General features: G+C 59.5%; 36 protein-coding genes and 1 tRNA gene. 2 read left to right on the forward strand and 35 right to left on the reverse strand.

The genetic code is table 11. The annotated features are described in order from the left end of the window. Position 1: 1 nt before the first annotated feature. The 3 genes from FVE67_RS02375 to fbp all read right to left on the reverse strand — a co-directional run bounded on the left by FVE67_RS02375 (position 2) and on the right by fbp (position 3,213). Positions 2-535, reverse strand: coding sequence for a CvpA family protein (locus tag FVE67_RS02375; RefSeq protein WP_168719070.1), 534 nt, complete (start codon positions 533-535; stop codon positions 2-4). Continuing rightward, positions 532-1,998, reverse strand: a complete 1,467-nt coding sequence (gene cysS / locus FVE67_RS02380; protein WP_168719071.1) for a cysteine--tRNA ligase — start codon at positions 1,996-1,998, stop codon at positions 532-534. Before cysS ends, FVE67_RS02375 begins: the two co-directional genes overlap by 4 nt. Before the next feature lie 69 nt (positions 1,999-2,067). Further along, positions 2,068-3,213 carry a fructose-1,6-bisphosphate aldolase/phosphatase gene (fbp, locus tag FVE67_RS02385; protein ID WP_168719072.1) on the reverse strand — a complete coding sequence of 382 codons (1,146 nt, stop codon included), beginning with the start codon at positions 3,211-3,213 and terminating at the stop codon, positions 2,068-2,070. Between the two features lie 87 nt (positions 3,214-3,300). On the opposite strand from fbp, the gene FVE67_RS02390 reads away from it, so the two are divergent. Together FVE67_RS02390 and FVE67_RS02395 are read left to right on the forward strand one after the other, a co-directional pair. Next, on the forward strand, positions 3,301-3,603 hold the full coding sequence (locus tag FVE67_RS02390) for an EscU/YscU/HrcU family type III secretion system export apparatus switch protein (RefSeq protein ID WP_168719073.1): 303 nt from the start codon (positions 3,301-3,303) through the stop codon (positions 3,601-3,603). A 44-nt stretch (positions 3,604-3,647) separates the two neighbouring features. Further along, a tRNA-Ser gene (locus FVE67_RS02395) sits at positions 3,648-3,741 on the forward strand. Positions 3,742-3,775: 34 nt separating this feature from the next. Here the strand turns inward: FVE67_RS02395 and rplQ are convergent. The 32 genes from rplQ to tuf are packed head-to-tail and all read right to left on the reverse strand — an operon-like array spanning position 3,776 to position 20,318. After that, complete coding sequence (rplQ, locus tag FVE67_RS09535) at positions 3,776-4,405, reverse strand: 50S ribosomal protein L17 (RefSeq protein ID WP_168719074.1); 630 nt, start codon at positions 4,403-4,405, stop codon at positions 3,776-3,778. Positions 4,406-4,424: 19 nt separating this feature from the next. Then, positions 4,425-5,405, reverse strand: a complete 981-nt coding sequence (locus tag FVE67_RS02405) for a DNA-directed RNA polymerase subunit alpha (protein ID WP_246167913.1) — start codon at positions 5,403-5,405, stop codon at positions 4,425-4,427. A gap of 34 nt (positions 5,406-5,439) precedes the next feature. Next, positions 5,440-6,072, reverse strand: coding sequence for a 30S ribosomal protein S4 (rpsD, locus tag FVE67_RS02410; protein ID WP_168719076.1), 633 nt, complete (start codon positions 6,070-6,072; stop codon positions 5,440-5,442). Positions 6,073-6,095: 23 nt separating this feature from the next. Then, entirely contained in the window at positions 6,096-6,482 is a 387-nt protein-coding gene (gene rpsK / locus FVE67_RS02415) for a 30S ribosomal protein S11 (RefSeq protein WP_168719077.1), read from the reverse strand. 13 nt (positions 6,483-6,495) lie between these two features. Then, positions 6,496-6,870, reverse strand: a complete 375-nt coding sequence (rpsM, locus tag FVE67_RS02420; protein WP_168719078.1) for a 30S ribosomal protein S13 — start codon at positions 6,868-6,870, stop codon at positions 6,496-6,498. A gap of 11 nt (positions 6,871-6,881) precedes the next feature. Next, on the reverse strand, positions 6,882-6,995 hold the full coding sequence (gene rpmJ / locus FVE67_RS02425) for a 50S ribosomal protein L36 (protein WP_168719079.1): 114 nt from the start codon (positions 6,993-6,995) through the stop codon (positions 6,882-6,884). After that, positions 6,992-7,234: a translation initiation factor IF-1 gene (gene infA / locus FVE67_RS02430; RefSeq protein WP_168719080.1), complete on the reverse strand. Its 243-nt coding sequence runs from the start codon at positions 7,232-7,234 to the stop codon at positions 6,992-6,994. The genes rpmJ and infA overlap by 4 nt, the downstream gene beginning before the upstream one ends. A 12-nt stretch (positions 7,235-7,246) precedes the next feature. Next, positions 7,247-8,032, reverse strand: coding sequence for a type I methionyl aminopeptidase (gene map / locus FVE67_RS02435; RefSeq protein WP_425505380.1), 786 nt, complete (start codon positions 8,030-8,032; stop codon positions 7,247-7,249). A 3-nt stretch (positions 8,033-8,035) separates the two neighbouring features. Next, positions 8,036-8,677: an adenylate kinase gene (locus tag FVE67_RS02440; RefSeq protein ID WP_168719082.1), complete on the reverse strand. Its 642-nt coding sequence runs from the start codon at positions 8,675-8,677 to the stop codon at positions 8,036-8,038. Positions 8,678-8,698: 21 nt separating this feature from the next. Continuing rightward, on the reverse strand, positions 8,699-10,012 hold the full coding sequence (secY, locus tag FVE67_RS02445; RefSeq protein WP_168719083.1) for a preprotein translocase subunit SecY: 1,314 nt from the start codon (positions 10,010-10,012) through the stop codon (positions 8,699-8,701). Between the two features lie 3 nt (positions 10,013-10,015). Further along, the gene (rplO, locus tag FVE67_RS02450) at positions 10,016-10,480 is read right to left on the reverse strand and encodes a 50S ribosomal protein L15 (protein WP_210534634.1); all 465 of its coding nucleotides are present in this window, start codon (positions 10,478-10,480) and stop codon (positions 10,016-10,018) included. Beyond that, complete coding sequence (rpmD, locus tag FVE67_RS02455; protein WP_168719084.1) at positions 10,473-10,661, reverse strand: 50S ribosomal protein L30; 189 nt, start codon at positions 10,659-10,661, stop codon at positions 10,473-10,475. The genes rplO and rpmD overlap by 8 nt, the downstream gene beginning before the upstream one ends. After that, the gene (gene rpsE, locus FVE67_RS02460) at positions 10,645-11,166 is read right to left on the reverse strand and encodes a 30S ribosomal protein S5 (protein ID WP_168719085.1); all 522 of its coding nucleotides are present in this window, start codon (positions 11,164-11,166) and stop codon (positions 10,645-10,647) included. The genes rpmD and rpsE overlap by 17 nt, the downstream gene beginning before the upstream one ends. 15 nt (positions 11,167-11,181) lie before the next feature. Then, entirely contained in the window at positions 11,182-11,568 is a 387-nt protein-coding gene (gene rplR, locus FVE67_RS02465; protein ID WP_168719086.1) for a 50S ribosomal protein L18, read from the reverse strand. 43 nt (positions 11,569-11,611) lie between these two features. After that, the gene (rplF, locus tag FVE67_RS02470) at positions 11,612-12,196 is read right to left on the reverse strand and encodes a 50S ribosomal protein L6 (RefSeq protein WP_168719087.1); all 585 of its coding nucleotides are present in this window, start codon (positions 12,194-12,196) and stop codon (positions 11,612-11,614) included. 13 nt (positions 12,197-12,209) lie between these two features. Then, positions 12,210-12,605: a 30S ribosomal protein S8 gene (rpsH, locus tag FVE67_RS02475; RefSeq protein WP_210534635.1), complete on the reverse strand. Its 396-nt coding sequence runs from the start codon at positions 12,603-12,605 to the stop codon at positions 12,210-12,212. Between the two features lie 13 nt (positions 12,606-12,618). After that, a complete protein-coding gene (locus FVE67_RS02480; RefSeq protein WP_168719088.1) occupies positions 12,619-12,795 on the reverse strand; it encodes a type Z 30S ribosomal protein S14 in 177 nt (58 codons plus the stop codon). 2 nt (positions 12,796-12,797) lie between these two features. Further along, the gene (gene rplE, locus FVE67_RS02485) at positions 12,798-13,337 is read right to left on the reverse strand and encodes a 50S ribosomal protein L5 (RefSeq protein WP_168719089.1); all 540 of its coding nucleotides are present in this window, start codon (positions 13,335-13,337) and stop codon (positions 12,798-12,800) included. A 4-nt stretch (positions 13,338-13,341) separates the two neighbouring features. After that, entirely contained in the window at positions 13,342-13,710 is a 369-nt protein-coding gene (gene rplX / locus FVE67_RS02490) for a 50S ribosomal protein L24 (RefSeq protein WP_168719090.1), read from the reverse strand. Between the two features lie 12 nt (positions 13,711-13,722). Beyond that, the gene (rplN, locus tag FVE67_RS02495; RefSeq protein ID WP_168719091.1) at positions 13,723-14,091 is read right to left on the reverse strand and encodes a 50S ribosomal protein L14; all 369 of its coding nucleotides are present in this window, start codon (positions 14,089-14,091) and stop codon (positions 13,723-13,725) included. Between the two features lie 2 nt (positions 14,092-14,093). Continuing rightward, positions 14,094-14,387, reverse strand: a complete 294-nt coding sequence (gene rpsQ, locus FVE67_RS02500; protein WP_168719092.1) for a 30S ribosomal protein S17 — start codon at positions 14,385-14,387, stop codon at positions 14,094-14,096. A gap of 13 nt (positions 14,388-14,400) precedes the next feature. After that, complete coding sequence (gene rpmC / locus FVE67_RS02505; RefSeq protein WP_168719093.1) at positions 14,401-14,598, reverse strand: 50S ribosomal protein L29; 198 nt, start codon at positions 14,596-14,598, stop codon at positions 14,401-14,403. Beyond that, positions 14,595-15,014, reverse strand: a complete 420-nt coding sequence (rplP, locus tag FVE67_RS02510; protein ID WP_168719094.1) for a 50S ribosomal protein L16 — start codon at positions 15,012-15,014, stop codon at positions 14,595-14,597. The genes rpmC and rplP overlap by 4 nt, the downstream gene beginning before the upstream one ends. Positions 15,015-15,029: 15 nt before the next feature. After that, complete coding sequence (gene rpsC, locus FVE67_RS02515; RefSeq protein ID WP_168719095.1) at positions 15,030-15,692, reverse strand: 30S ribosomal protein S3; 663 nt, start codon at positions 15,690-15,692, stop codon at positions 15,030-15,032. Positions 15,693-15,705: 13 nt separating this feature from the next. Beyond that, positions 15,706-16,041, reverse strand: a complete 336-nt coding sequence (gene rplV, locus FVE67_RS02520; RefSeq protein ID WP_168719096.1) for a 50S ribosomal protein L22 — start codon at positions 16,039-16,041, stop codon at positions 15,706-15,708. Positions 16,042-16,054: 13 nt separating this feature from the next. Beyond that, positions 16,055-16,342 carry a 30S ribosomal protein S19 gene (gene rpsS, locus FVE67_RS02525; RefSeq protein WP_168719097.1) on the reverse strand — a complete coding sequence of 96 codons (288 nt, stop codon included), beginning with the start codon at positions 16,340-16,342 and terminating at the stop codon, positions 16,055-16,057. Positions 16,343-16,356: 14 nt separating this feature from the next. Next, positions 16,357-17,181, reverse strand: coding sequence for a 50S ribosomal protein L2 (gene rplB, locus FVE67_RS02530; protein WP_168719098.1), 825 nt, complete (start codon positions 17,179-17,181; stop codon positions 16,357-16,359). 10 nt (positions 17,182-17,191) lie between these two features. Then, on the reverse strand, positions 17,192-17,485 hold the full coding sequence (gene rplW, locus FVE67_RS02535) for a 50S ribosomal protein L23 (RefSeq protein ID WP_168719099.1): 294 nt from the start codon (positions 17,483-17,485) through the stop codon (positions 17,192-17,194). Continuing rightward, positions 17,482-18,114 (reverse strand): 50S ribosomal protein L4, encoded by a 633-nt coding sequence (rplD, locus tag FVE67_RS02540; RefSeq protein WP_168719100.1) that lies wholly within the window; start codon positions 18,112-18,114, stop codon positions 17,482-17,484. Before rplD ends, rplW begins: the two co-directional genes overlap by 4 nt. Positions 18,115-18,127: 13 nt before the next feature. After that, a complete protein-coding gene (gene rplC / locus FVE67_RS02545) occupies positions 18,128-18,757 on the reverse strand; it encodes a 50S ribosomal protein L3 (RefSeq protein WP_246167930.1) in 630 nt (209 codons plus the stop codon). Positions 18,758-18,775: 18 nt separating this feature from the next. Further along, on the reverse strand, positions 18,776-19,087 hold the full coding sequence (gene rpsJ / locus FVE67_RS02550) for a 30S ribosomal protein S10 (RefSeq protein WP_168719101.1): 312 nt from the start codon (positions 19,085-19,087) through the stop codon (positions 18,776-18,778). Positions 19,088-19,118: 31 nt separating this feature from the next. After that, positions 19,119-20,318 carry an elongation factor Tu gene (tuf, locus tag FVE67_RS02555; protein ID WP_168719102.1) on the reverse strand — a complete coding sequence of 400 codons (1,200 nt, stop codon included), beginning with the start codon at positions 20,316-20,318 and terminating at the stop codon, positions 19,119-19,121. Positions 20,319-20,329: the final 11 nt, after the last annotated feature.

The raw sequence follows: 20,329 nt of genomic DNA on the forward strand, positions 1-20,329 counted from the left end.
CTCAGGTCTCCCGGGAAGGGGCCCCGAAATAGCGCCGCCACTGGTAGTTGAAGCGGTGCTTGATCTCCGGAGGGACGAATTCGATGAGCATCCGGGTGGTGCGAAAGATCAGGGGAGCCACGCGGGAGCGGTTGACCCAGTCCCGAGAGCCCGGGAAAAAGGTTACCAGGAAGAACAAAAAGACCGAAAGAAAGACGCAGGCCTTGACAAAGCCCAGAAGGGCCCCCAGGAGGCGATTCAGGGCCGAAAGCTGAGCGGCCTCAAAGATACGGGTAAAGACCTCCGCCAGGATGAAAACCGCAAGGAAGATCAAAATGAAGGAAATCAACCAGGATACCGGCTCAAACCAGGCATAACCCCGGAACCAGGGGGCCAGGATGTTTCTCACATGAGGCTCCAGGTCCCCGGCGGTAAAAAAGGCCAAAAGAAGGCCTACCAGGGAGGAAAGACCCCGAAAGAAGCCGATCCAGGCCGTGCGCACCACAAACCAGGCCATCACCGCCAGAGCCACCAGATCAAACCAGGGAAGCTTCATAGGACCATCCAAAAGGGCCCCCAGGGGGTATCCCGCACCTCTACCCCTAGGGCCAAAAGTTCCTCCCGCAGGGCATCTGCCCGGGCAAAATCCTTGGCTCGCCGGGCCTCCTCTCGGGCCGAAAGACGCTCCTCCACCTCCCGGGGATCCAGGCCTTTGAGTTCTAGTTTACGTCTTCTTTCCTTCTCCACAAAGTCTTCCGGCTCACTTCCGCCCAGGCCCAGGATTTCTCCGGAAAGATCCCTGACCGTGGCCAGCACCTCCTCGGCCAGCCGGACCTCTTCCCCGGTGGCCCTGCGGGCCCCGGGCAGAAAGCGGTTGACCTCGGAAAGAAGTCTAAAAAGCGCCCCGATGGCCTCGGCAGTGTTGAGGTCGTCGGCCAGGGCCGCTACAAATTCTTCCCGAAAGCGGGAAAGGGCCTCGGCGAGCCTCCGAGCCGCCTTACGCAGCCCCCCCTCTTCCACCGGCTCGGCCTTCTTCAGGAAGTAAAGGCTTCCGTAAAGCCCGTAAAGGGCCTTTTCGGCCTCGCTCAGGGCCTGTTCGGTGTAGTCCAAAGGGCTCCGATAGTGTTTGGTAAGGAGAAAGAGGCGGATGACCTCCGGATGATAGCGGGAAAGCAGGCTTTTCAGACTCACATAGTTGCCCAGGCTCTTGGCCATCTTTTCCCCGTTTACGGTGATGAGGCCGTTGTGCACGAAGTAGCGCACGAAGGGTTTTCCGGTAGCGGCCTCGCTCTGGGCGATCTCATTTTCGTGATGGGGAAAGATGAGGTCCAGCCCTCCTCCGTGAAGGTCCAGGGTCTCTCCGCAGTACTTGAGGCTCATGGCCGAACATTCCAGGTGCCAGCCCGGCCGCCCCGGCCCCCAGGGACTCTCCCAGAAGGGTTCCCCGGGCTTGGCCGCCTTCCAGAGGGCAAAGTCCAGGGGGTTGCGTTTCTTCTCCGAGACCTCCACCCGGGCCCCGGCCAGCATGTCTTCTAACCTGCGTCCGGAAAGCTTTCCGTAGCCCGGAAATTTCTCCACCGCAAAGTAGACCTCTCCGTCGACCACATAGGCCACCCCTCGCGCAAGGAGCTTTTTTACCAGGGCAATCATTTCCGGGATGTGCTCCGTGGCCCGGGGCTCGTAAGTGGGAGGCCGCACCCCTAGGGCCGCGGTCTCCTCCTGATACTCCCGGATATATTGTTCGGCGATCTCATACCAGGGACGCCCCTCCCTGAAGGCCCGGTTGATGATTTTGTCGTCGATATCCGTGTAGTTACGCACGTAGGTCACCTGATAGCCCAGGTACTGCAGGAAGCGATAGAGCACGTCAAAGATCACCGCTGCCCGAGCGTGTCCCAGATGGGCCTCATCGTAGGCCGTAATTCCACACACATACATGGTCACCCGGGGAGGATTGAGGGGCTCGAAGTCCTCCTTCCTCCGGGTAAGGGTGTTATAGATCCGGAAAACCCTGGGCAAGGACGCCTCCTTTCCCCAAGACCACACCGGGGCCCAGGCCTTAAAGGCCCGGGCCCGAACAATCGGTCATTATTCGTGGATCTCGCCCTCTCCGGAGCCCGGGGCCTTGGCCTTGGGTTCTCCGATATCCCTAAAGCGGTCCTTGAGTTTTTCGAGCACCTTGGGCAGGGTGGTGTACTCCATCTCCTCCGGGGGCAGTCGGTGCGGCTCAAAGATCCCCTGACGGCGCAGGAAGTTGGCCAGATGCGCCGCCCGTTCCCGGGCCACATCAAAGGCCGGATCATCAAAAAGATCGTTAGGTCCGATAAGGCGCCCTTCACAGATCTGATACCCGGCGGCGATAACCCGTGGTGGCCCGTCAAAGCGGGTGGGCTTGGCCTGGGCAAAGGAGACCGGCATAAGAGGTCCGGTGTGGGAGCCCCGCATCCAGCCCTCCACCAACCAGGGCCGACCGAAGGGCTCGAGGATTTCTCCCACCGCAGGGAATCCGCTCTGGGCCCGGACGATAAGGACCGGATCGTCTTTGCCCACATAACGGCCGGCCATAAGGGAAAGTTTCTGGGTGGAGGCCGTCGCAGCGATCTCTCCGTCAGAATTCCGGTAAACCGCCCTTACCACGTAACGGCTGGTGGCCCCGATGAAGACCAGAAGATCGTAAAGTTCGGCCGGAGTCTTAAGGCGGATGGCCTTTCCGGAATAGACATCCATGACCTCGAAGGTAAAACCATCGTGCATGGAGGGATCGATAACCAGACCCGCGGTATTCATGGGGTCGGCGAACATCTCGTAAAGGGGTAGATTCCAAGCACTGGGGGCGGTCTTGTCGGCAAAGAAGACGATTACCGGCTCGCTCTTGCGCTCCTCAAATTCCATCTCCGCCACCCCGGGGCCCATACCCTTAACGTTCCCGGAAAAGGCGTCCGAGAGGAGATCCTGCCCGGCGCCATAAAGCTTGAGCTTGCGGGCTACCTCTGTCCCGGCCAGGAAGGCCTCCCAGGCCAGCTTGTGCACCGGCTCGGCGTCCACCCCGTGGGTGTGGGTCATAACCATAGCGATATCGTCCCCACAGGTAATGACGGAGACGTCCAGAATGGTCCCCTTTTCCTTTCCCGCCTCCGCCACCTCTCTTACCTTGGCCACTACTTCGGGATGCGTGGAGGAATGTCCCACATAACCCCCGATGTCGGCCTTGATTACCGAAAGCGTAATTTTCATCCTGCACCTCCCTCCTTTTGGTTATTTTACTAGATAGCCCAGATTGCCGAAAAAGTCTAACATAAAAGATAAAAAGACTCGACCGAGATGCCAGAGGAAGAAAAGCGGGCGGTGGCCCTGAAATACGAGCCGGAGGAGGACCGGGCCCCCCGGGTGGTGGCCAAGGGACGGGGCTATCTGGCCGAGCTTATCCTGGAGGTGGCCCGGGAGCACGGGATTCCCATCCGGAGGGATACCGAACTCTTGGAAAAACTCTATCACCTGGAGATCGAGGCCGAAATTCCTCCGGAGCTTTACGAGGCCGTGGCGGTCATTCTGGCCTGGGCCTATCGCCTAAACCGCAAGGCCTCCTCTCCGAGCGGCCCGCGGGCCGGAGGAAGAAAAGACTAACCCCGTCTTGTCAGTTAAAAAAAGGACTTTATAATTCAGGGCTAGGAGGGGTGCCCGAGTGGTCGAAGGGGGCCGACTCGAAATCGGCTGTGCGGGTAAAAGCCCGCACCGGGGGTTCGAATCCCTCCCCCTCCGCCAGTAAGAACCCACCTTTAAACAAAAAAGGCAATCCTTAAGAGGATTTTTCTTCGGGTGGACTCTCCGAAGGGGGCTCTTTTTCCTCCGCGGCTTCAGGGCCCCCTGCAGAAGAGACCTCCTGAGCCTCAACCTCCCCTGAAGCCTCCTGGGCCGGAGGGCTCTCCGGACCTTCCGCAACCCCGGAGGCCTCTCCTTCTCCGGAGGTCGAAACCTCCTCGGCCTCCTTCCCACGGCCCAGGGCCCTTTCTATCTCTTTTTCGGCCTTTCTTTCCGCCTCGATCTTCCTGCGGGAGCGCTTGTGCTGGAGCTTTTCTTCCACCAGCTCCACGATGGCCATCATGGCCGCATCCCCCCGCCGAGGACCGATCTTCACGATCCGGGTGTAGCCCCCGGGCCGATCCATATACTTCTCCCGCAATTCGGTAAAGAGTTTGCGCACCACAGCCTTGTCCCGGATAAAGGCCAGGGCCCGGCGCCGAGAGGCCAAGTCCCCCCGCTTGGCCAGGGTGATCATCCGGTCCGCCACCCGACGCAGCTCCTTGGCCTTGGCCAGGGTGGTGGTGATGCGCCCGTGGCGCAGAAGATCTGTAACTTGATTGCGCATGAGAGAAACCCTATGCTCCCACTTGGTGACCAGCCGACGGCTCCTTTTCCGGTGTCTCATGGCTCTACTCCTTTGACCTCTAAGATTGCGGAGGCTGCCACTCTACGCTCATGCCGAAATCGAGGCCCAACTCCCGAAGCCGGGCCCGTACCTCCTCCAAGGACTTCTTGCCGAAGTTCTTGAGTCGGAGCATCTCCGGCTCGCTCCGCACCACCAGATCTCCCACATACTTAAGACCGGCGCTGAGAAGGCAATTGAGGGTCCGGGAGGATATGTCCAACTCCTCAAGACTCTTGTTGAGGACCCCGGCGAGATCCCCCCCTTTCTTTTCCTCCTCCGAGGCCTCAAGCGCTAGAGGTTCGCTTCCAAAGACTACCAGCTGGTCCCGGAGGATCCCCGCGGCATAGAGCATAGCCTCTTCGGGATCGATGGTCCCATCGGTCCAGATCTCGAGCACCAGACGATCGAATTCGCTGCTTTTGCCCACCCGGGTCTGGGTCACGGAGAAATTGACCCGGGTAATGGGAGAGAAGACCGCGTCTACAGGAATGACCCCGATCTGGTGTGCTTCCTTAGAAAACTCTGCCGGCACATACCCTCGACCTCTTTCCACCTGAAGTTCCATCACCAGCTGCCCGTCTTTGGTGAGGGTGGCGATATGATGTTCGGGATTGGCCACCTTCGCCTGCCCCTGGGTGTCGATATCCCCGGCCTTGACCTCGCCTTCGCCCCGTCTTTCCAGACGAAAAATATAGGGACCGTCTCCCTGAAGGCGAAACCGCACCCCTTTGAGATTGAGGATAATGTCCGTCACGTCCTCCAGGACCCCGGGAAGACTGGTAAATTCATGCGGGGCCCCCTCAATCCTCACCGCGGTAATGGCCGCCCCTGGGATGGAGGAGAGTAAAATTCGCCGCAGGGCATTGCCAATGGTCACCCCGAAGCCTCGCTCGAAAGGTTCGATCACAAACTTGCCGTAGTAGGGCGGTCGGGAATCCTTGTGGGTCCGGATGCCTTCCGGCCGAATGAGATTTACATTACCAACCCGCGGTCTAAGCATTTCCATTTTCTCCACCCCGCTTTTGGAAATAGGTTTAACGGGAGTAGAACTCCACGATGAGGCTCTCCTGGATAGGCATGGTAATATCCTCCCGCGTGGGCAGGGCCTTGACCGTCCCGCGGAAGTTTTCCGCATCCAGTTCCAGCCACTGCGGAACTCCCCGCCGCACCACGGCCTCAAGGTTTTCCTGAATCTGAGGATTGTTCCGGTACTTCTCCTTAAGTTCAATGACCTCCCCCGGATCCACGAGATAGGAGGGAATGTCCACCGTGCGCCCGTTGACCTTGAACCATCCGTGGGCCACCATCTGCCGGGCCTGCGAACGGGAGGCCGCAAAACCTAACCGATAGACCACATTGTCCAGACGACGCTCGAGGAGCTGGAGGAGGTTGTGTCCGGCCTGTCCCTTCATGCGGGTGGCCCTTTCAAAATAGCGCCGGAACTGCTTCTCGGAGACCCCATAGATCCGTTTGACCTTCTGCTTCTCGCGCAGACGGATACCGTAGTCCGAAAGCTTCACCCGAAGCTGGGCCTGACCGTGCTGGCCCGGAGGATAGCTCCGACGCTCAAAGGCACACTTGTCCGTATAACAGCGCTCCCCCTTGAGGAAGAGCTTCATCCCTTCCCGGCGACACAAACGACATCTGGGTCCGGTATATCTGGCCAAGGCTTATCCCTCCCGAAAGGTTTTTATACCCGGCGCCGCTTGGGTGGGCGGCAACCGTCGTGGGGAATGGGGGTCACATCCCGAATAAAGGTGATCTTGAGGCCCGAGGCCTGAAGGGCCCGCAGGGCGGCCTCCCGCCCCGGACCAGGTCCCTTGATATAGACCCAGACCTTCTTCATCCCCTGGTCCATGGCCTTCTTGGCCGCGTCCTGAGCCGCAAGCTGGGCGGCATAGGGAGTGCCCTTACGGGTACCCTTAAAACCCACCGTCCCCCCGCTGGCCCAGGCAATGGTATTGCCCTGCCGATCGGTAATGGTCACGATGGTGTTATTAAAAGTAGCGTGAATGTGGGCAATGCCCTCAGGAACGTTCTTTTTAACCTTTTTCTTTCTACGAGCCTTGCGCGCCATCTTGCCTCACCCCTTACTTTTTCTTGCGCCCCCGCAACGAGGACGGACGAGGACCCTTACGGGTGCGGGCATTGGAACGGGTGCGCTGCCCCCGTACGGGAAGCCCCATCTTGTGGCGCAGCCCCCGGTAACATCCGATATCCATGAGCCGCCGAATGTTCTGGGCCACCTCGCGCCGCAGATCACCCTCTACCTTGTACTCCTTCTCGATGATCTGTCGGATGCGGGTAAGCTCCTCCTCCGTAAGATCCCGCGTCTTCTTGAACCAGTCCACCCCGGCCTTGACCAGGATCTTTTGGGCCGAGGTCCGCCCGATCCCGTAAATATAAGTCAGGGCGATCTCGATGGGTTTGTGATCCGGAATCTCTACACCGGCTACGCGCGCCACCTTCTCACCTCCTAACCCTGACGCTGTTTGTGGCGGGGATTTTCACAGATCACCCGCACTACACCCTTGCGCCGAATAATGCGACACTTCCGACAACGACGCTTCACCGAAGCCGAAACCTTCATGACCGGCCTCCTCGATCTTTTTTAGATCCCCGATAGACAATTCTGCCCCGGGTGAGATCGTAAGGCGAAAGCTCCACCACCACCTTATCCCCGGGAAGAATGCGGATATAGTGCATGCGCATCTTACCCGAAACATGGGCCAACACCTTGTGCCCGGTCTCCAGTTCCACCCGAAACATGGCGTTGGGCAGGGCCTCTACCACCGTGCCCTCGACCTCGATATGATCCTCCTTGGGCATAAGACCTCCTCGCTACAGCCTCGAAAGAATCTCTGGCCCCCGCGCCGTAATGGCTACCGAGTGTTCAAAGTGGGCCGCCAGTCCTCCATCTTCCGCTACCGCCGTCCAGCCGTCCTCTAGGACCTTCACCCGGGGACTCCCGGAAACCACCATGGGCTCTATGGCCAACACCATCCCTGCCTGAAGGCGCGGCCCCTTGCCCGGACGCCCGAAATTGGGCACCTCCGGGGGCTCGTGTAAACTCCGCCCCACCCCGTGCCCCACAAAGTCCCGCACCACAGAAAAGCCGTGGGCCTCTACGTGTTGCTGAATGGCCGCGGAGATGTCCCCCACCCGGTTTCCCACCCGGGCCTTTTCAATCCCCCGATAAAGGGCTTCCTCCGTGACCTTCATCAGTCTTTCGGCAAGCTCCGAGACCTGCCCCACCCCTACGGTCAACGCCGCATCTCCGATGTAACCTTCGTATTCCACCCCGAAATCAAAACTCACCAGGTCCCCTTCCTGGAGGACCTTGTCCTCCCGAGGCATCCCGTGAATGATCTCCTCATTCACCGAGATACAGAGGGCGTAGGGGTACCCCCTATAGCCCTTGAAGGCCGGCCGGCCCCCGCGTCGCCGGCAGAGGCTTTCGGCCAGCACCTCCAGGTCCCAGGTGGAGACCCCGGGCTTAGCCTCCTCGGCCAAACGCAAAAGTACCTCCATAACAATAGCATTGGCCCGCCTGAGAAGCTCTATCTCCCAGGGGGCCTTGATTTTTATTTTCGGCGAAGTCGAACGGCCTACTCTACGCACTAAAATCAACTACCCCAGGATCTTTACGATCCGCTCAAAAATCTCGTCTATGCTCCCCAGGCCGTCCACCCGATGAAGGACGCCCTTCTTCTCATAGTAGTCCAGCAGGGGAGCTGTAGACTCATGATATACCTTGAGGCGGTTGCGTACCGTCTCCTCGTTGTCGTCCGGGCGCTGATAAAGCTCGCCTCCACAGGCGTCGCACTTGCCCTCCACCTTGGGGGGCTTGAAAATCACATGATACATCATGCCGCAGTTTTTGCAAGTGCGCCGTCCGGTAAGCCGCTTGACCAACTCCTCGTCCGGGACCTCGATGGCGATGGCATAATCGATCTTCTTTCCCCAACGGGCAAGCATCTCGTCTAGGGCCTCGGCCTGGGGCACCGTCCGCGGAAAACCGTCGAGAATAAAACCCTTCTCACAATCGGGCTGCTTGAGGCGCTCCTCCACCATGGAGAGCACAATCTCGTCTGGCACCAGTTGCCCCTTTTCCATATACTCTTTGGCCTTCTTGCCCAGCTCCGTGCCCTTGGAAAGGTGCTCCCGAAACATGTCCCCCGTAGAAATCTGGGGAATGCCGTACCTTTCGGTAATGCGCTTGGCCTGCGTCCCCTTGCCTGCCCCTGGCGGTCCTAAAAAGACGATGTTCATGACACCCCCTCCTTTTGGAAATTAACGCCGACGCCTAAGACGCCCCTCCCGCACCAGACTGTCGTAACGCCTGGTAAGGAGATGGGCCTCCAGTTGGGCCATGGTGTCCATGGCCACCCCAACTACGATCAAAAGGGCTGTACCCCCGAAATAAAAGGGCACGTTGAATTTTACAATGAGCAGCGTGGGCAGCACACAAATGGCCGCCACATAAAGGGCTCCGATCAGGGTCACTCGGTTGAGGACCCGGTCCAGAAACTCCTCCGTGGCCCGGCCCGGCCGAATCCCCGGGATAAAACCCCCCCATTTTTTGAGGTTCTCCGCCACATCCTTGGGATCGAAGATAATGGCCGTATAGAAGTAGCAGAAAAAAATGATCAAAATCACATAAAGGATCTCGTAAAGCCAGTGCCCCGGACGCAGATAGGTGGAAAGGGTCTGGAAGAAGGCCAAGGGCACAAAGGTGGAAATGGTGGCCGGGAACATGAGGACCGAAGAGGCGAAGATGGGTGGAATCACCCCGGCGGTGTTCACCTTGATGGGCAGATAGGTGCTCTGGCCGCCCACCATCTGGCGGCCCACCATACGCCGGGCGTAATGCACCGGGATGCGCCGCTGGGCCATCTCCATGAAACAGGTAAAGGCGAAGACCGCCACCACCAGAACCAGAATAAAAAGAAGCACCGCCCCGGAAAGCTCCCCGGTCTTTACAAAGCGGAAGGTGTTGATGAGGGCCGAGGGGAGTCGGGCCACGATTCCCGCAAAGATGAGAATAGAAATCCCGTTTCCGATCCCGTGCTCCGTAATTTGCTCTCCCAGCCATACCAGAAACATGGACCCGGTGGTCAGGGTGAGCATGGTAAGGAAGCGAAAGCCCCACCCCGGAAACATGACCACGGGATCGCCGTTGGGCGCGGTCATCCTCTCCAGGCCCACCGCAATCCCGAAACCCTGGATAAGGCAGATGGCCACCGTGAGATAACGGGTGTAGTAAGCCATCTTGCGCCGCCCTTCCGGGCCCTCCTTCCGTAACTCCTTGAGCGAGGGATAGACCACGGTAAGGAGCTCCAGGATAATGGAGGCACTAATGTAGGGCATCACCCCCAGGGCACAGACCGAAAGGCGCCGCAGGGCCCCTCCGGAGAACATGTCAATAAAACCGAAAATGGTCCCCCCGGCCCGGTTGAAAAGGGCCACCAGGGCCTCGGCATTGATCCCCGGGGTGGGAATGTGGACCGCGATCCGGTAGATGGCCAGCGCCGCTAGCAAAAAGAAAATCCGGCGCCTAAGCTCCGGAATATTGGCCAGGCTCTCTACCCCTGAGGCGCGCAGCATCCCTTAGGCCTCGACGATCTCCACCGAGCCCCCGGCCCGTTCGATCTTCTCCCGAGCACTTTTCGAGGCGGCGTGCACCCGCACGGTCACCGCAAAGTCGATCTCCCCGTCACCGAGAAGTTTCACCCGCACCGCACGGCCCTTGACCAGACCGGCCTGGCGCAGGGCCTCCACATCTATGACCGCCCCCGCGGAAAACCGCCGGGCGAGATCCCGCACATTGACCACCGCGTACTCTACACGGAAGGGGTTCTTAAATCCCCGCTTGGGAAGCCGCCGAATGAGGGGCATCTGCCCGCCCTCGAACCAGGGCGGCACCCCGCCTCCGCTGCGGGACCGCTGCCCCTTCTGTCCCCGACAGGAGGTCTTACCGTGGCCGGAGCCCGGCCCTCGACCTACACGCTTTTCCCTGTGCTTGGAGCCCGCAAAAGGCTTGAGATTGGAAAGGGTAATCAGCCCCTCACTCATCGATTTCCTCCACCCTTACCAGGTGTTTGACCTTCTCCACCATCCCTCGGATGCAAGGATTGTCCGGGCGCACCACTGTGTGCCCGATCTTGCGCAGGCCCAGTCCCGCGATGGTAGCCCGCTGCTTCTTGGACCAGCCGTATTTGCTTCTTACCAGAGTGATCTTAAGCTTTCTGCCCATGGCCCATCCTCTCCATCAGTTCTTCCAGACTAAATCCCCGCTTTTTAGCCACATATTCCGGGCTCTGGAGGCTCTCCAGGGCCTTGAAGGTGGCCTTGACTACGTTGTGGGGATTGGTGCTTCCGATACACTTGGTCACCACGTCCCGGATGCCCGCGGCATCCATAATGGCCCGGATGGTGGAGCCGGCGATCACTCCGGTTCCCGGACGACCCGGCTTAAGGAGCACCTTGGCCGCCCCGAAATCCACCGTGATCTCGTGGGGGATGGTCCCGTTGATCACCGGAACCTGGATCATGTTGCGGCGGGCCTTGTCCAGGGCCTTGCGGATGGCCTCCGGCACCTCCGGGGCCTTGCCCAGGCCGTAGCCCACCCGGCCCTGGCCGTCGCCCACCACCACAATGGCCGAGAACCGGAAACGCCGCCCCCCCTTGTGGACCTTGGCCACCCGATTGATGAAAATAATCTTTTCGATAAGTTCCTCGCCTGGCTTCGCCGTGGCCACCTATGCGCCTCCTAATTAAAATTCTAGGCCCGCGGCCCGGGCCCCTTCGGCCAGGGCCTTCACCCGACCGTGATATTTGAAACCGCCGCGGTCAAAAACCACCTTCTTGATCCCGGCCTCCACCGCCCGCTTACCCAGAAGCTCTCCTACCGCCCGCGCCACCGCCGTCTTGCCCCCTTCCTTTTTGAGCTCCTCCCAGCGCGCCCGAATCTCCGGAGAAAGGGAAGAGGCCGCCACCAGGGTATGTCCCCGAGTATCGTCAATAATCTGGGCGTAGATGTGCTTCACACTCCGGTAAACGGAAAGCCGCGGACGCTCCGGGGTGCCGAAGACCTTTTTGCGCACCCGCCTCTTGCGCCGCAGGCGCCTTTCCAACTTCTTGAGCCTTTCCCTCCGCAACATGTCCTTTCCTCCTTCGGGGAGGTCCTATTCCCCCCGACGCGTTTTATTTCTTGCCGGCCTTTCCGGCCTTGCCCGCCTTGCGAATGATCTGCTCACCCGTATAGCGAATACCCTTGCCCTTGTAAGGCTCGGGCGGACGCAAACGGCGAATGCGGGCCGCGGTCTCCCCCAGGAGCTCCTTGTCGATCCCTTCCAGGATTACCCGGGCCTGAACGTCTCCAGAGCCCTTTTCCACCTTGGCCTTTATGCCCTCGGGGAGTCTAAAAAGAATGGGATGAGAGTAGCCCAGGTGAAACTCGATGGCCTCCCCTTTAAGCTCCGCCCGATAACCCAGCCCCACAATGTCCAGCGACCGGGTAAATCCCTGGCTCACCCCCAGGACCATGTTGTTGATCAGGGACCGCGCCAGCCCCTGAAAGGCCTTGGCCTTGCGCTGGAGCTTCTTGCGCACCTCCTGGGGCTTGACCCTCACGGCCTCGCCCTCAATAACTACGTCCACCATGGGCGGAAGGGGCTTTTCCAGGCGCCCCTTGGGACCCTCCACCACGATCCGTCCATCCTTTATCTCCACCTTTACCCCCTTGGGCAGGGGCACCGGTCTTCTGCCGATGCGGGACTCCGTTGCCATGGCCTCTCACCCCTTACCAGACTTCACAGAGGATCTCTCCGCCCACGCCCCGACGCCGGGCCTCGTGGTCGGTCATGATCCCCTGTGAAGTAGAAATGATAGCAATCCCGAGCCCACCCAGGACCCGGGGAAGCTTCTTCGCTCCGGCATAGACCCTCCGGCCGGGCTTGCTTACCCGCTTGAGCCCGGAAATCACCGGCCGGCGGCCCTCGTCATACTTTAAGGTGATGACGATCTTGCCCTGGGGCCCTTCGGCCACCCACTCATAGTCCTCGATATAGCCCTCTTCCTTGAGGATGCGCGCAATCTCCCGCTTCATACGGGAGGCCGGAATCTCCACCGTCTTGTGTCTGGCCATGAGCGCGTTGCGAATACGGGCCAGCATATCCGCAATGGGATCGGTCATCATCTCCTCTCGCCTCCTACCAGCTGGCTTTCCTGACCCCGGGGATCTTTCCCTCCGAGGCCAGCTTCCGGAAACACATCCGGCAGAGTCCGAAACGCCGGATATAGCCCCGCGGCCTTCCACAGACGGAACAACGGTTCCGATGGCGCACCCTGAACTTGGGCTTTTTGAAAAGTTGCGCTTTCCGCGGCATCCCTACCTCCTAAAAGGCACTCCCAAGAGTTTCAAAAGCTCGTAGGCCTCTTCGTCGGTCTCCGCCGAGGTCACAATGGTAATATTCATCCCCTTGACCCGTCCCACCTCGTTGGGATCGAGCTCGGGAAAGATGGTGTGATCCTCAAGTCCTATGGTGTAATTACCCCGGCCGTCAAAACCCCGAGGGGGAAGACCCCGGAAGTCCCGTACTCGGGGGAGAGCCACATGAATCAGTCGGGCCAGAAAATCGTACATGCGGTCCTTGCGCAGGGTAACCATCACCCCGATGGGCATCCCGGCCCGCAATTTAAAGGCCGCAATGGATTTGCGGGCCCGGCAGACCTTGGGCTTCTGTCCGGTGATGATGGCCAGCTCCTTCAAAGCCTCGTCAATCAACTTAGGCTCCTGGGTGGCCGCCCCCAGACCCATGTTCACACAGATCTTCTCCAGGCGCGGCACTTCAAAGGGATTCCGATAACCGAATTTCTCTTTGAGTTTGGGCACCACCGTCTCCTGATAGTATTCCTTGAGCCAGGCCATAGCCCTACTCCTCAGCCTCTATGATCTCACCGCACTTTTTGCAAACGCGGACCTTGGTCCCATCTTCCAAAAACTTGCGTCCGATACGCACACCCCGGTTACACTTGGGACAGAAGAGCATGAGATTGGACACGTGGATGGGGGCGGGCTTTTCCACAATACCCCCTTCGCTATAAGGGGTGGGACGCAGGTGCCTCTTGACAATATTCACCCCCTCCACGATGGCCCGCTGCCGGCGGGGAAAGACCTGCAGGACCTTGCCGATCTTGCCCCGGTCTCTGCCGGCAATCACCACCACCTTGTCCCCTTTGCGGATATGGCACTTGGCCTCGTGGGGCTTGGGGAGTTTTCTCTTGGCCCTCTTAAAGAACATGGCTCCTCTCCCTTAAAGGACTTCCGGCGCCAGTGAAATGATCTTCATGAAATTCCTGGCCCGTAGCTCCCGGCCCACCGGGCCGAAGATTCGCGTCCCAATGGGCTCTCCGTACTGGTTGATGAGCACCGCCGCATTCTCTTCAAAACGGATGGTGGTGCCGTCCGGGCGGGGCTGCTCCTTCCGGGTACGCACCACCACCGCCCGCACCACGTCTCCTTCCTTGACCTTGGAGTTGGGAAGGGCCTCCTTCACCGAGGCCACGATCACGTCCCCGATCCGGGCATAGCGCCTTCCCGAACCTCCCAGCACCCGGATGCACATGATCCGCTTGGCCCCGGAATTGTCAGCCACATTGAGCATGGTCTCCTGCTGAATCATGGCTAGCTAACCTCCCCCGAGGAGGTTTCCTCGGCCACCACCTCAAGCTTGGGAGCCCTCTCCAGGATCTTTTTCACCCGCCAGCGCTTGTGCCGGGAAAGGGGACGGGTCTCCTCAATCAGGACCCGGTCCCCGATCTCGCATTCGTTGCGCTCGTCATGGGCCATGAACTTCTTGCGCCGCCGGATGTATTTCTTATAAAGCGGATGCTGCACCAGGCGCTCCACCACCACGACCACCGTTTTGTCCATCTTGTTGCTCACCACCGTGCCGATGTATTCCTTTCTCCTGCCCATGGCTCCCAACCCTTTAACCAATATGGAGTTCTTTCTCCCGGATGACCGTAAGCACCCGCGCGATGTCCCGCTTCACCTGCCGGATGCGCATGGGATTCTCCAGCTGGTGAATGGTCTTCTGAAAGCGGAGGTTAAAAAGCTCCTCCCGCAACTCCCGCAGCTTCTCCTTGAGCTCCGGGAGGGAGAGCTCGCGCAGTTCACGGGCCTTCATAGCCGGTCCTCCCGGGAGACGATTTTGCACTTAAAGGGCAACTTGTCCGCCGCAAGCCTCAGGGCCTCGCGCGCCACCTCCTCCGGCACCCCCTCGATCTCGTAAATGATCCGTCCCGGTTTTATCACCGCCACCCAGCCTTCCACCGAACCCTTTCCCTTACCCATACGGGTCTCGGCCGGCTTCTTGGTTATGGGCTTGTCCGGGAAGACCCGGATCCAGATCTTGGCCCCTTTGCGGGCGCACCGGACGATGGCCACTCGCCCGGCCTCAATCTGCTGGGAAGTAAGCCACCCGCCCTCCAGGGCCTTGAGCCCAAACTCCCCGAACTCCACCGCACAACCCCGGGTGGCCTTACCCCGCACCCGGCCCTTCTGCATCTTCCGGTGTTTGACCTTTCGCGGCTGCAAAAGCATGGCTCAAACCCCTTTTTAAATAGTTAAGGCCTCGGCCCCGCCCTTTTCCGGCAGGACCTCACCCTTGAAGATCCACACCTTGACCCCGATAACCCCATATTTGGTCAGGGCCTCGGCAAAGCCATAGTCGATGTCCGCCCGCAGGGTGTGGAGAGGCACCCGCCCCTCCCGGTACCACTCCTTGCGGGCGATCTCCGCTCCTCCCAGACGGCCTTTACATTGTACCCGAATTCCCTGGGCCCCGAAACGCAGGGCCAGGGCCACGGCGCGTTTCATGGCCCGCCGGAAACTCACCCGACGCTCAAGCTGTACGGCAATATTTTCCGCCACCAGCTGGGCCTCAAGCTCCGGCCGCCGCACCTCCTGAATGTCGATGGCAATCTCTTTCTGCCCCACGATCCGGGAAAGTTCCTGTTTCAAGCGCTCGATCTCCGCCCCTTTCTTCCCGATGACGATCCCCGGCCGGGCGGCGTGAATGATGATCCGCACCCGCCCCGGGGCCCTTTCGATCTCTATGCGGGGGATCCCCGCGTGCTTCAGCCGCTCTTTGATGTGGCGGCGGATCTCATAGTCTTCCTTAACCGCCTCCGCAAACTCTTTACCCTTGCCAAACCAGCGGGAATCCCAGGTACGGGTGATCCCGATCCTAAGCCCTATGGGATTTACCTTCTGACCCAAGGCCTCCCCTCCTTTAAGACTTTTCCTCCACCACCACCGTGATGTGGCTGGTACGCTTGAGGATCCGGCTGGCTCTTCCCCAGGCCCGCGGCCAGATCCTCTTCCAACGGGGCCCCTCATCCACATAGGCCCGCTTCACATAAAGTCGATCCGGATCCATGTTGTAGTTGTGCTCCGCGTTGGCAATGGCGCTCTCGAGCACCTTTTTGATGATGCGCGCCGCCTTTTTGGGAGTAAATTCCAGGATCTGTAAGGCCTCCTGCACCGGCTTTCCCCGAATGAGATCGATCACCGGCCGCGCCTTGTAGGGCGAAATCCGCACGTATCTGGCCGTGGCCCTCGCCTCCATAGCTCAAACCCCTCTACTTTTTCTTGCCCTTAACCTTGCCCTTGTCTCCGGCGTGCCCCCGATAGGTCCGGGTGGGGGCAAACTCTCCCAACTTGTGGCCCACCATGTTCTCGGTCACATAGACCGGAATGAACTTATGTCCATTGTGCACGGCAAAGGTAAGCCCCACCATCTCCGGCACAATTGTAGAGCGCCGGCTCCAAGTCTTGATGGGTTTTTTATCTCCGGTCTCCTTGGCCTTGAGCACCTTTTTCAGGAGGTGCTCATCTACAAAGGGTCCTTTCTTCTTGGATCTGGGCATCTCCGCCTCACCCCCTAGCCTTTACGCCGCCGAATGATGAATTTGTCCGAGGGTTTCTTGCCTCGGGTCTTAAGCCCCTTGGCCAACTGTCCCCAGGGCGAGCAGGGGTGCCGCCCACCGTGGGTGCGCCCCTCTCCACCGCCCATGGGATGATCCACGGGGTTCATGGCCACCCCACGCACCCGGGGCCGGCGCCCCAGCCAGCGCTTCCGTCCGGCCTTGCCCCAGGTGATGTTCTCCCAGTCCAGGTTGCCCACCTGACCGATGGTGGCCCGGCAACGCTCGTGCACCATACGGATCTCCCCCGAAGGCAGCCGCAGATGCACATAATGTCCATCCTTTCCCAGGACCTGGGCAAAGGCCCCGGCGGCCCGGGCCAACTGCCCTCCCTTGCCCGGACGCAACTCCACGTTATGGACCACCGTGCCCACGGGAATATTCTTGAGGGGCATGCAGTTGCCCACCTTAACCTCTACACTTTCCCCGCTCATGACCACATCGCCCACCTTGAGGCCTTCCGGGGCCAGGATGTAACGTTTCTCTCCGTCAGCATACTGAAGGAGGGCAATGTTGGCCGAACGATTGGGGTCATATTCCAGGGCCACCACCTTGGCCGGGACCCCGTCTTTGTCCCGCTTGAAATCGATGATCCGGTAAAGGCGCTTGTGACCGCCTCCCCGGTGCCGCACGGTAATCCGTCCGTAACAGTTGCGGCCCCCGGTCTTTTTAAGGGGCTCCACCAGCGACTTTTCCGGCTCCTTGTCCGAAAGCTCCGGGTTGACCAGATAGGTCTGAAACCGCCTTCCCGGAGAAGTAGGTTTACAGGTCTTAATCGGCATGGCTCACCCCTTATACCGTCTCGAAAAATTCTATGCTGTGCCCCGGGGCCAGCCGCACAATGGCCTTTTTGCGGAGCGATCTCCGCCCCTCGCGCGGCCAACGCCCCTTGGGCTTACCCTTCACCCTTACGGTCTGCACCTTCTCCACCTTCACCTTAAAAAGATCTTCCACCGCCTTGCGGATCTCGATCTTGTTGGCCTCCGGATGTACCCAGAAGGTCACCTGATTGTACTTTTCTTTAAGCCACATAGACTTTTCCGTAATCACCGGGGCCAGAATGATTTCCCGAGGATCCTTGCTCATCGCGTTCTCCTCAGTCTTTCTTCAATTTTGGGAAGGGCGTCCTGTCGAAGGATCAAGTATTCGTGATCCAGAATATCGTAAACGTTGAGCCCCTCCACCGCCAGCACCTTCACCTTGGGAAGATTGCGGGCACTGGCCTCGGCCACCAGATCCCTCTCCGGGACCACCAGAAGGGCGTTCTGCGTCCCGAAGCGTTCCAGAAAGGCCAGCATGTCCTTGGTGCGCGGCCTTTCCTGAAGTCCGAAGTCGGTAACCACAAAACAGTGTCCCACAGAGACCCGGTTAGAAAGGGCCATCTTCAGGGCCAGACGACGCACCTTCTTGTTGAGCTTGAATTCATAGCTCCGGGGTTTGGGACCAAAGACCGTCCCGCCCCCCACCCAGTGCGGGGCCCGAATGGATCCCTGCCGGGCCCGACCGGTGTGCTTCTGGGGCCAGGGTTTGCGCCCTCCGCCCCGAACCTCTCCCCGGGTCTTGGTGCAGGCCGTACCCGCCCGCCAGCGTGCCCTCTGCCAGCGTACCACCTCGTGCAACAGGCCCACCTTCACCGGCACAGCATAGAGGTCGTCCGGAAGCTCCACCTCGCCCACCTTTTCTCTCTGACTGTTATAAAGGTCCACCACCGGCATGGCTCCTTACCTCTTACTTGAAATACACCATCACCCAGCCGTTGGGCCAGCCCGGAACGGCCCCCTTGACCAGGAGGAGATTCTTTTCCGGGACCACTTCGGCCACCAAGAGATTCTTCACGGTCACCGTCTCATTCCCGTAGTGGCCAGGCATCTTTTTGCCCTTAATGACCCGCCCCGGAAAGGTGCTGGCCCCGGAGGATCCGGGCTTGCGGTGTACTTGTTTGGCTCCGTGGCTCATGGGCTGGCGGCTGAAACCCCAGCGCTTGATGGCTCCCGTAAAGCCGCGCCCCTTGCTCTTTCCCGTAACATCTACCCGAAGGCCCTTCTCCACCCCCAGGCTCTCCAGGGTCAGGACCTGCCCGGGATGAAACTGCGAAGGATCCTCCACCCGAAACTCCCGCAGGATATAAAAGCCGTGATCAAGGCCCGCCCTGAGGAAGTGGCCCCGCATGGGCTTGTTAAACTTGGTGAGTTTTTTCGGGGCAAAGCCCAGCTGCACCGCGTTGTAGCCGTCGGTCTCCACCGTCTTTACCTGAACCACGGTACACGGCCCCACCTCCAGCACCGTCACCGGCACCACCTCGCCGGCCTCGTTAAAGATCCGGGTCATGCCCAACTTTCTTCCGATGAGACCTTCCACCATCATGGCTCGAACTCCTTAAAGCTTGATCTCCACTTCCACCCCGGCCGGAAGCTCGAGCTGCATCAGGGCGTCGATGGTCTGTTGGGTGGGCTCGAGGATGTCGAGCAACCGCTTGTGCGTGCGGATCTCGAACTGTTCCCGGGAATTCTTGTCAATGTGGGGCGAACGCAACACGGTCCACCGGCTGATCTTGGTGGGAAGGGGAATGGGCCCCACCACCCGGGCCCCGGTATCCCGAGCCGTCCGCACGATCTCCGCCACCGAGCGATCCAGAACCTTATGATCATAAGCCTTAAGCTTTATGCGTATCTTTTGCGCTGGTACCATGGTTTGCCTCGCCCACCCTCAATAACTTTATTTATTCCAGGATCTTGGTCACCACACCGGCTCCTACCGTCCGGCCTCCCTCCCGTATCGCAAACCTCAATCCCTCCTCCATGGCCACCGGCTTGATCAACTCCACCTCCAACTCCACATTGTCCCCAGGCATCACCATCTCCACCCCCTCCGGTAACTTCACCACCCCCGTCACATCCGTCGTCCGAAAATAAAACTGCGGCCTATACCCATTGAAAAACGGCGTGTGCCTCCCCCCCTCCTCCTTCTTCAATACATATACCTCCGCCTTGAACTTCCTGTGCGGCGTTATGCTCCCAGGCTTCGCCAACACCTGCCCCCTCTCTACCTCATCCTTGCCTATACCCCTCAACAACACCCCAATGTTGTCCCCAGGTAACGCCTCATCCAAGATCTTCCGAAACATCTCCACGCTGGTGGCCACCGTCTTTACCGTCGGCCTCAAACCCACAATCTCTACCTCATCCCCAGGCCTCAACACCCCCCTCTCTACCTTCCCCGTCACCACCGTCCCTCGCCCACTTATCGAAAAAACATCCTCTATCGGCATCAAAAACGGCTTGTCTACCTCCCTCACCGGCTCCGGTATGTACTCATCCACCGCCCTCATCAACTCCCATATCGGACCACACCACTGACAATCCTCCTTCCCACACCCACACTCCAACGCCTTCAACGCACTCCCCCTAATCACCGGCGTGTTGTCCCCATCATACCCATACTTCGAAAGCAACTCCCTCACCTCTAACTCCACCAAGTCCAATAACTCCTCATCGTCCACCATGTCCACCTTGTTCATAAACACCACAATCGCCGGCACGTTCACCTGCCGCGCCAACAATATGTGCTCCCGGGTCTGCGGCATCGGCCCATCCGTGGCCGCCACCACCAATATCGCCCCGTCCATCTGCGCCGCCCCCGTAATCATGTTCTTGATGTAGTCCGCATGACCCGGACAGTCTACATGCGCATAATGCCTCTTCTCCGTCTCATACTCCACATGCGCCAGCTGAATCGTGATCCCCCTCTGCCTCTCCTCCGGCGCCTTGTCTATGTTCTCAAACGGAATATACTCCGCCAAACCCTTCGTGGATAACACCTTGGTAATCGCACTCGTCAACGTCGACTTCCCATGGTCAATATGCCCTATCGTCCCTACATTCAAATGCGGCTTCTTCCGCTCAAACTTCGGCTTCGACATCTCCTACCTCC

The organism is Thermosulfurimonas marina (assembly GCF_012317585.1).
GTDB classification, from domain to species: domain Bacteria; phylum Desulfobacterota; class Thermodesulfobacteria; order Thermodesulfobacteriales; family Thermodesulfobacteriaceae; genus Thermosulfurimonas_A; species Thermosulfurimonas_A marina.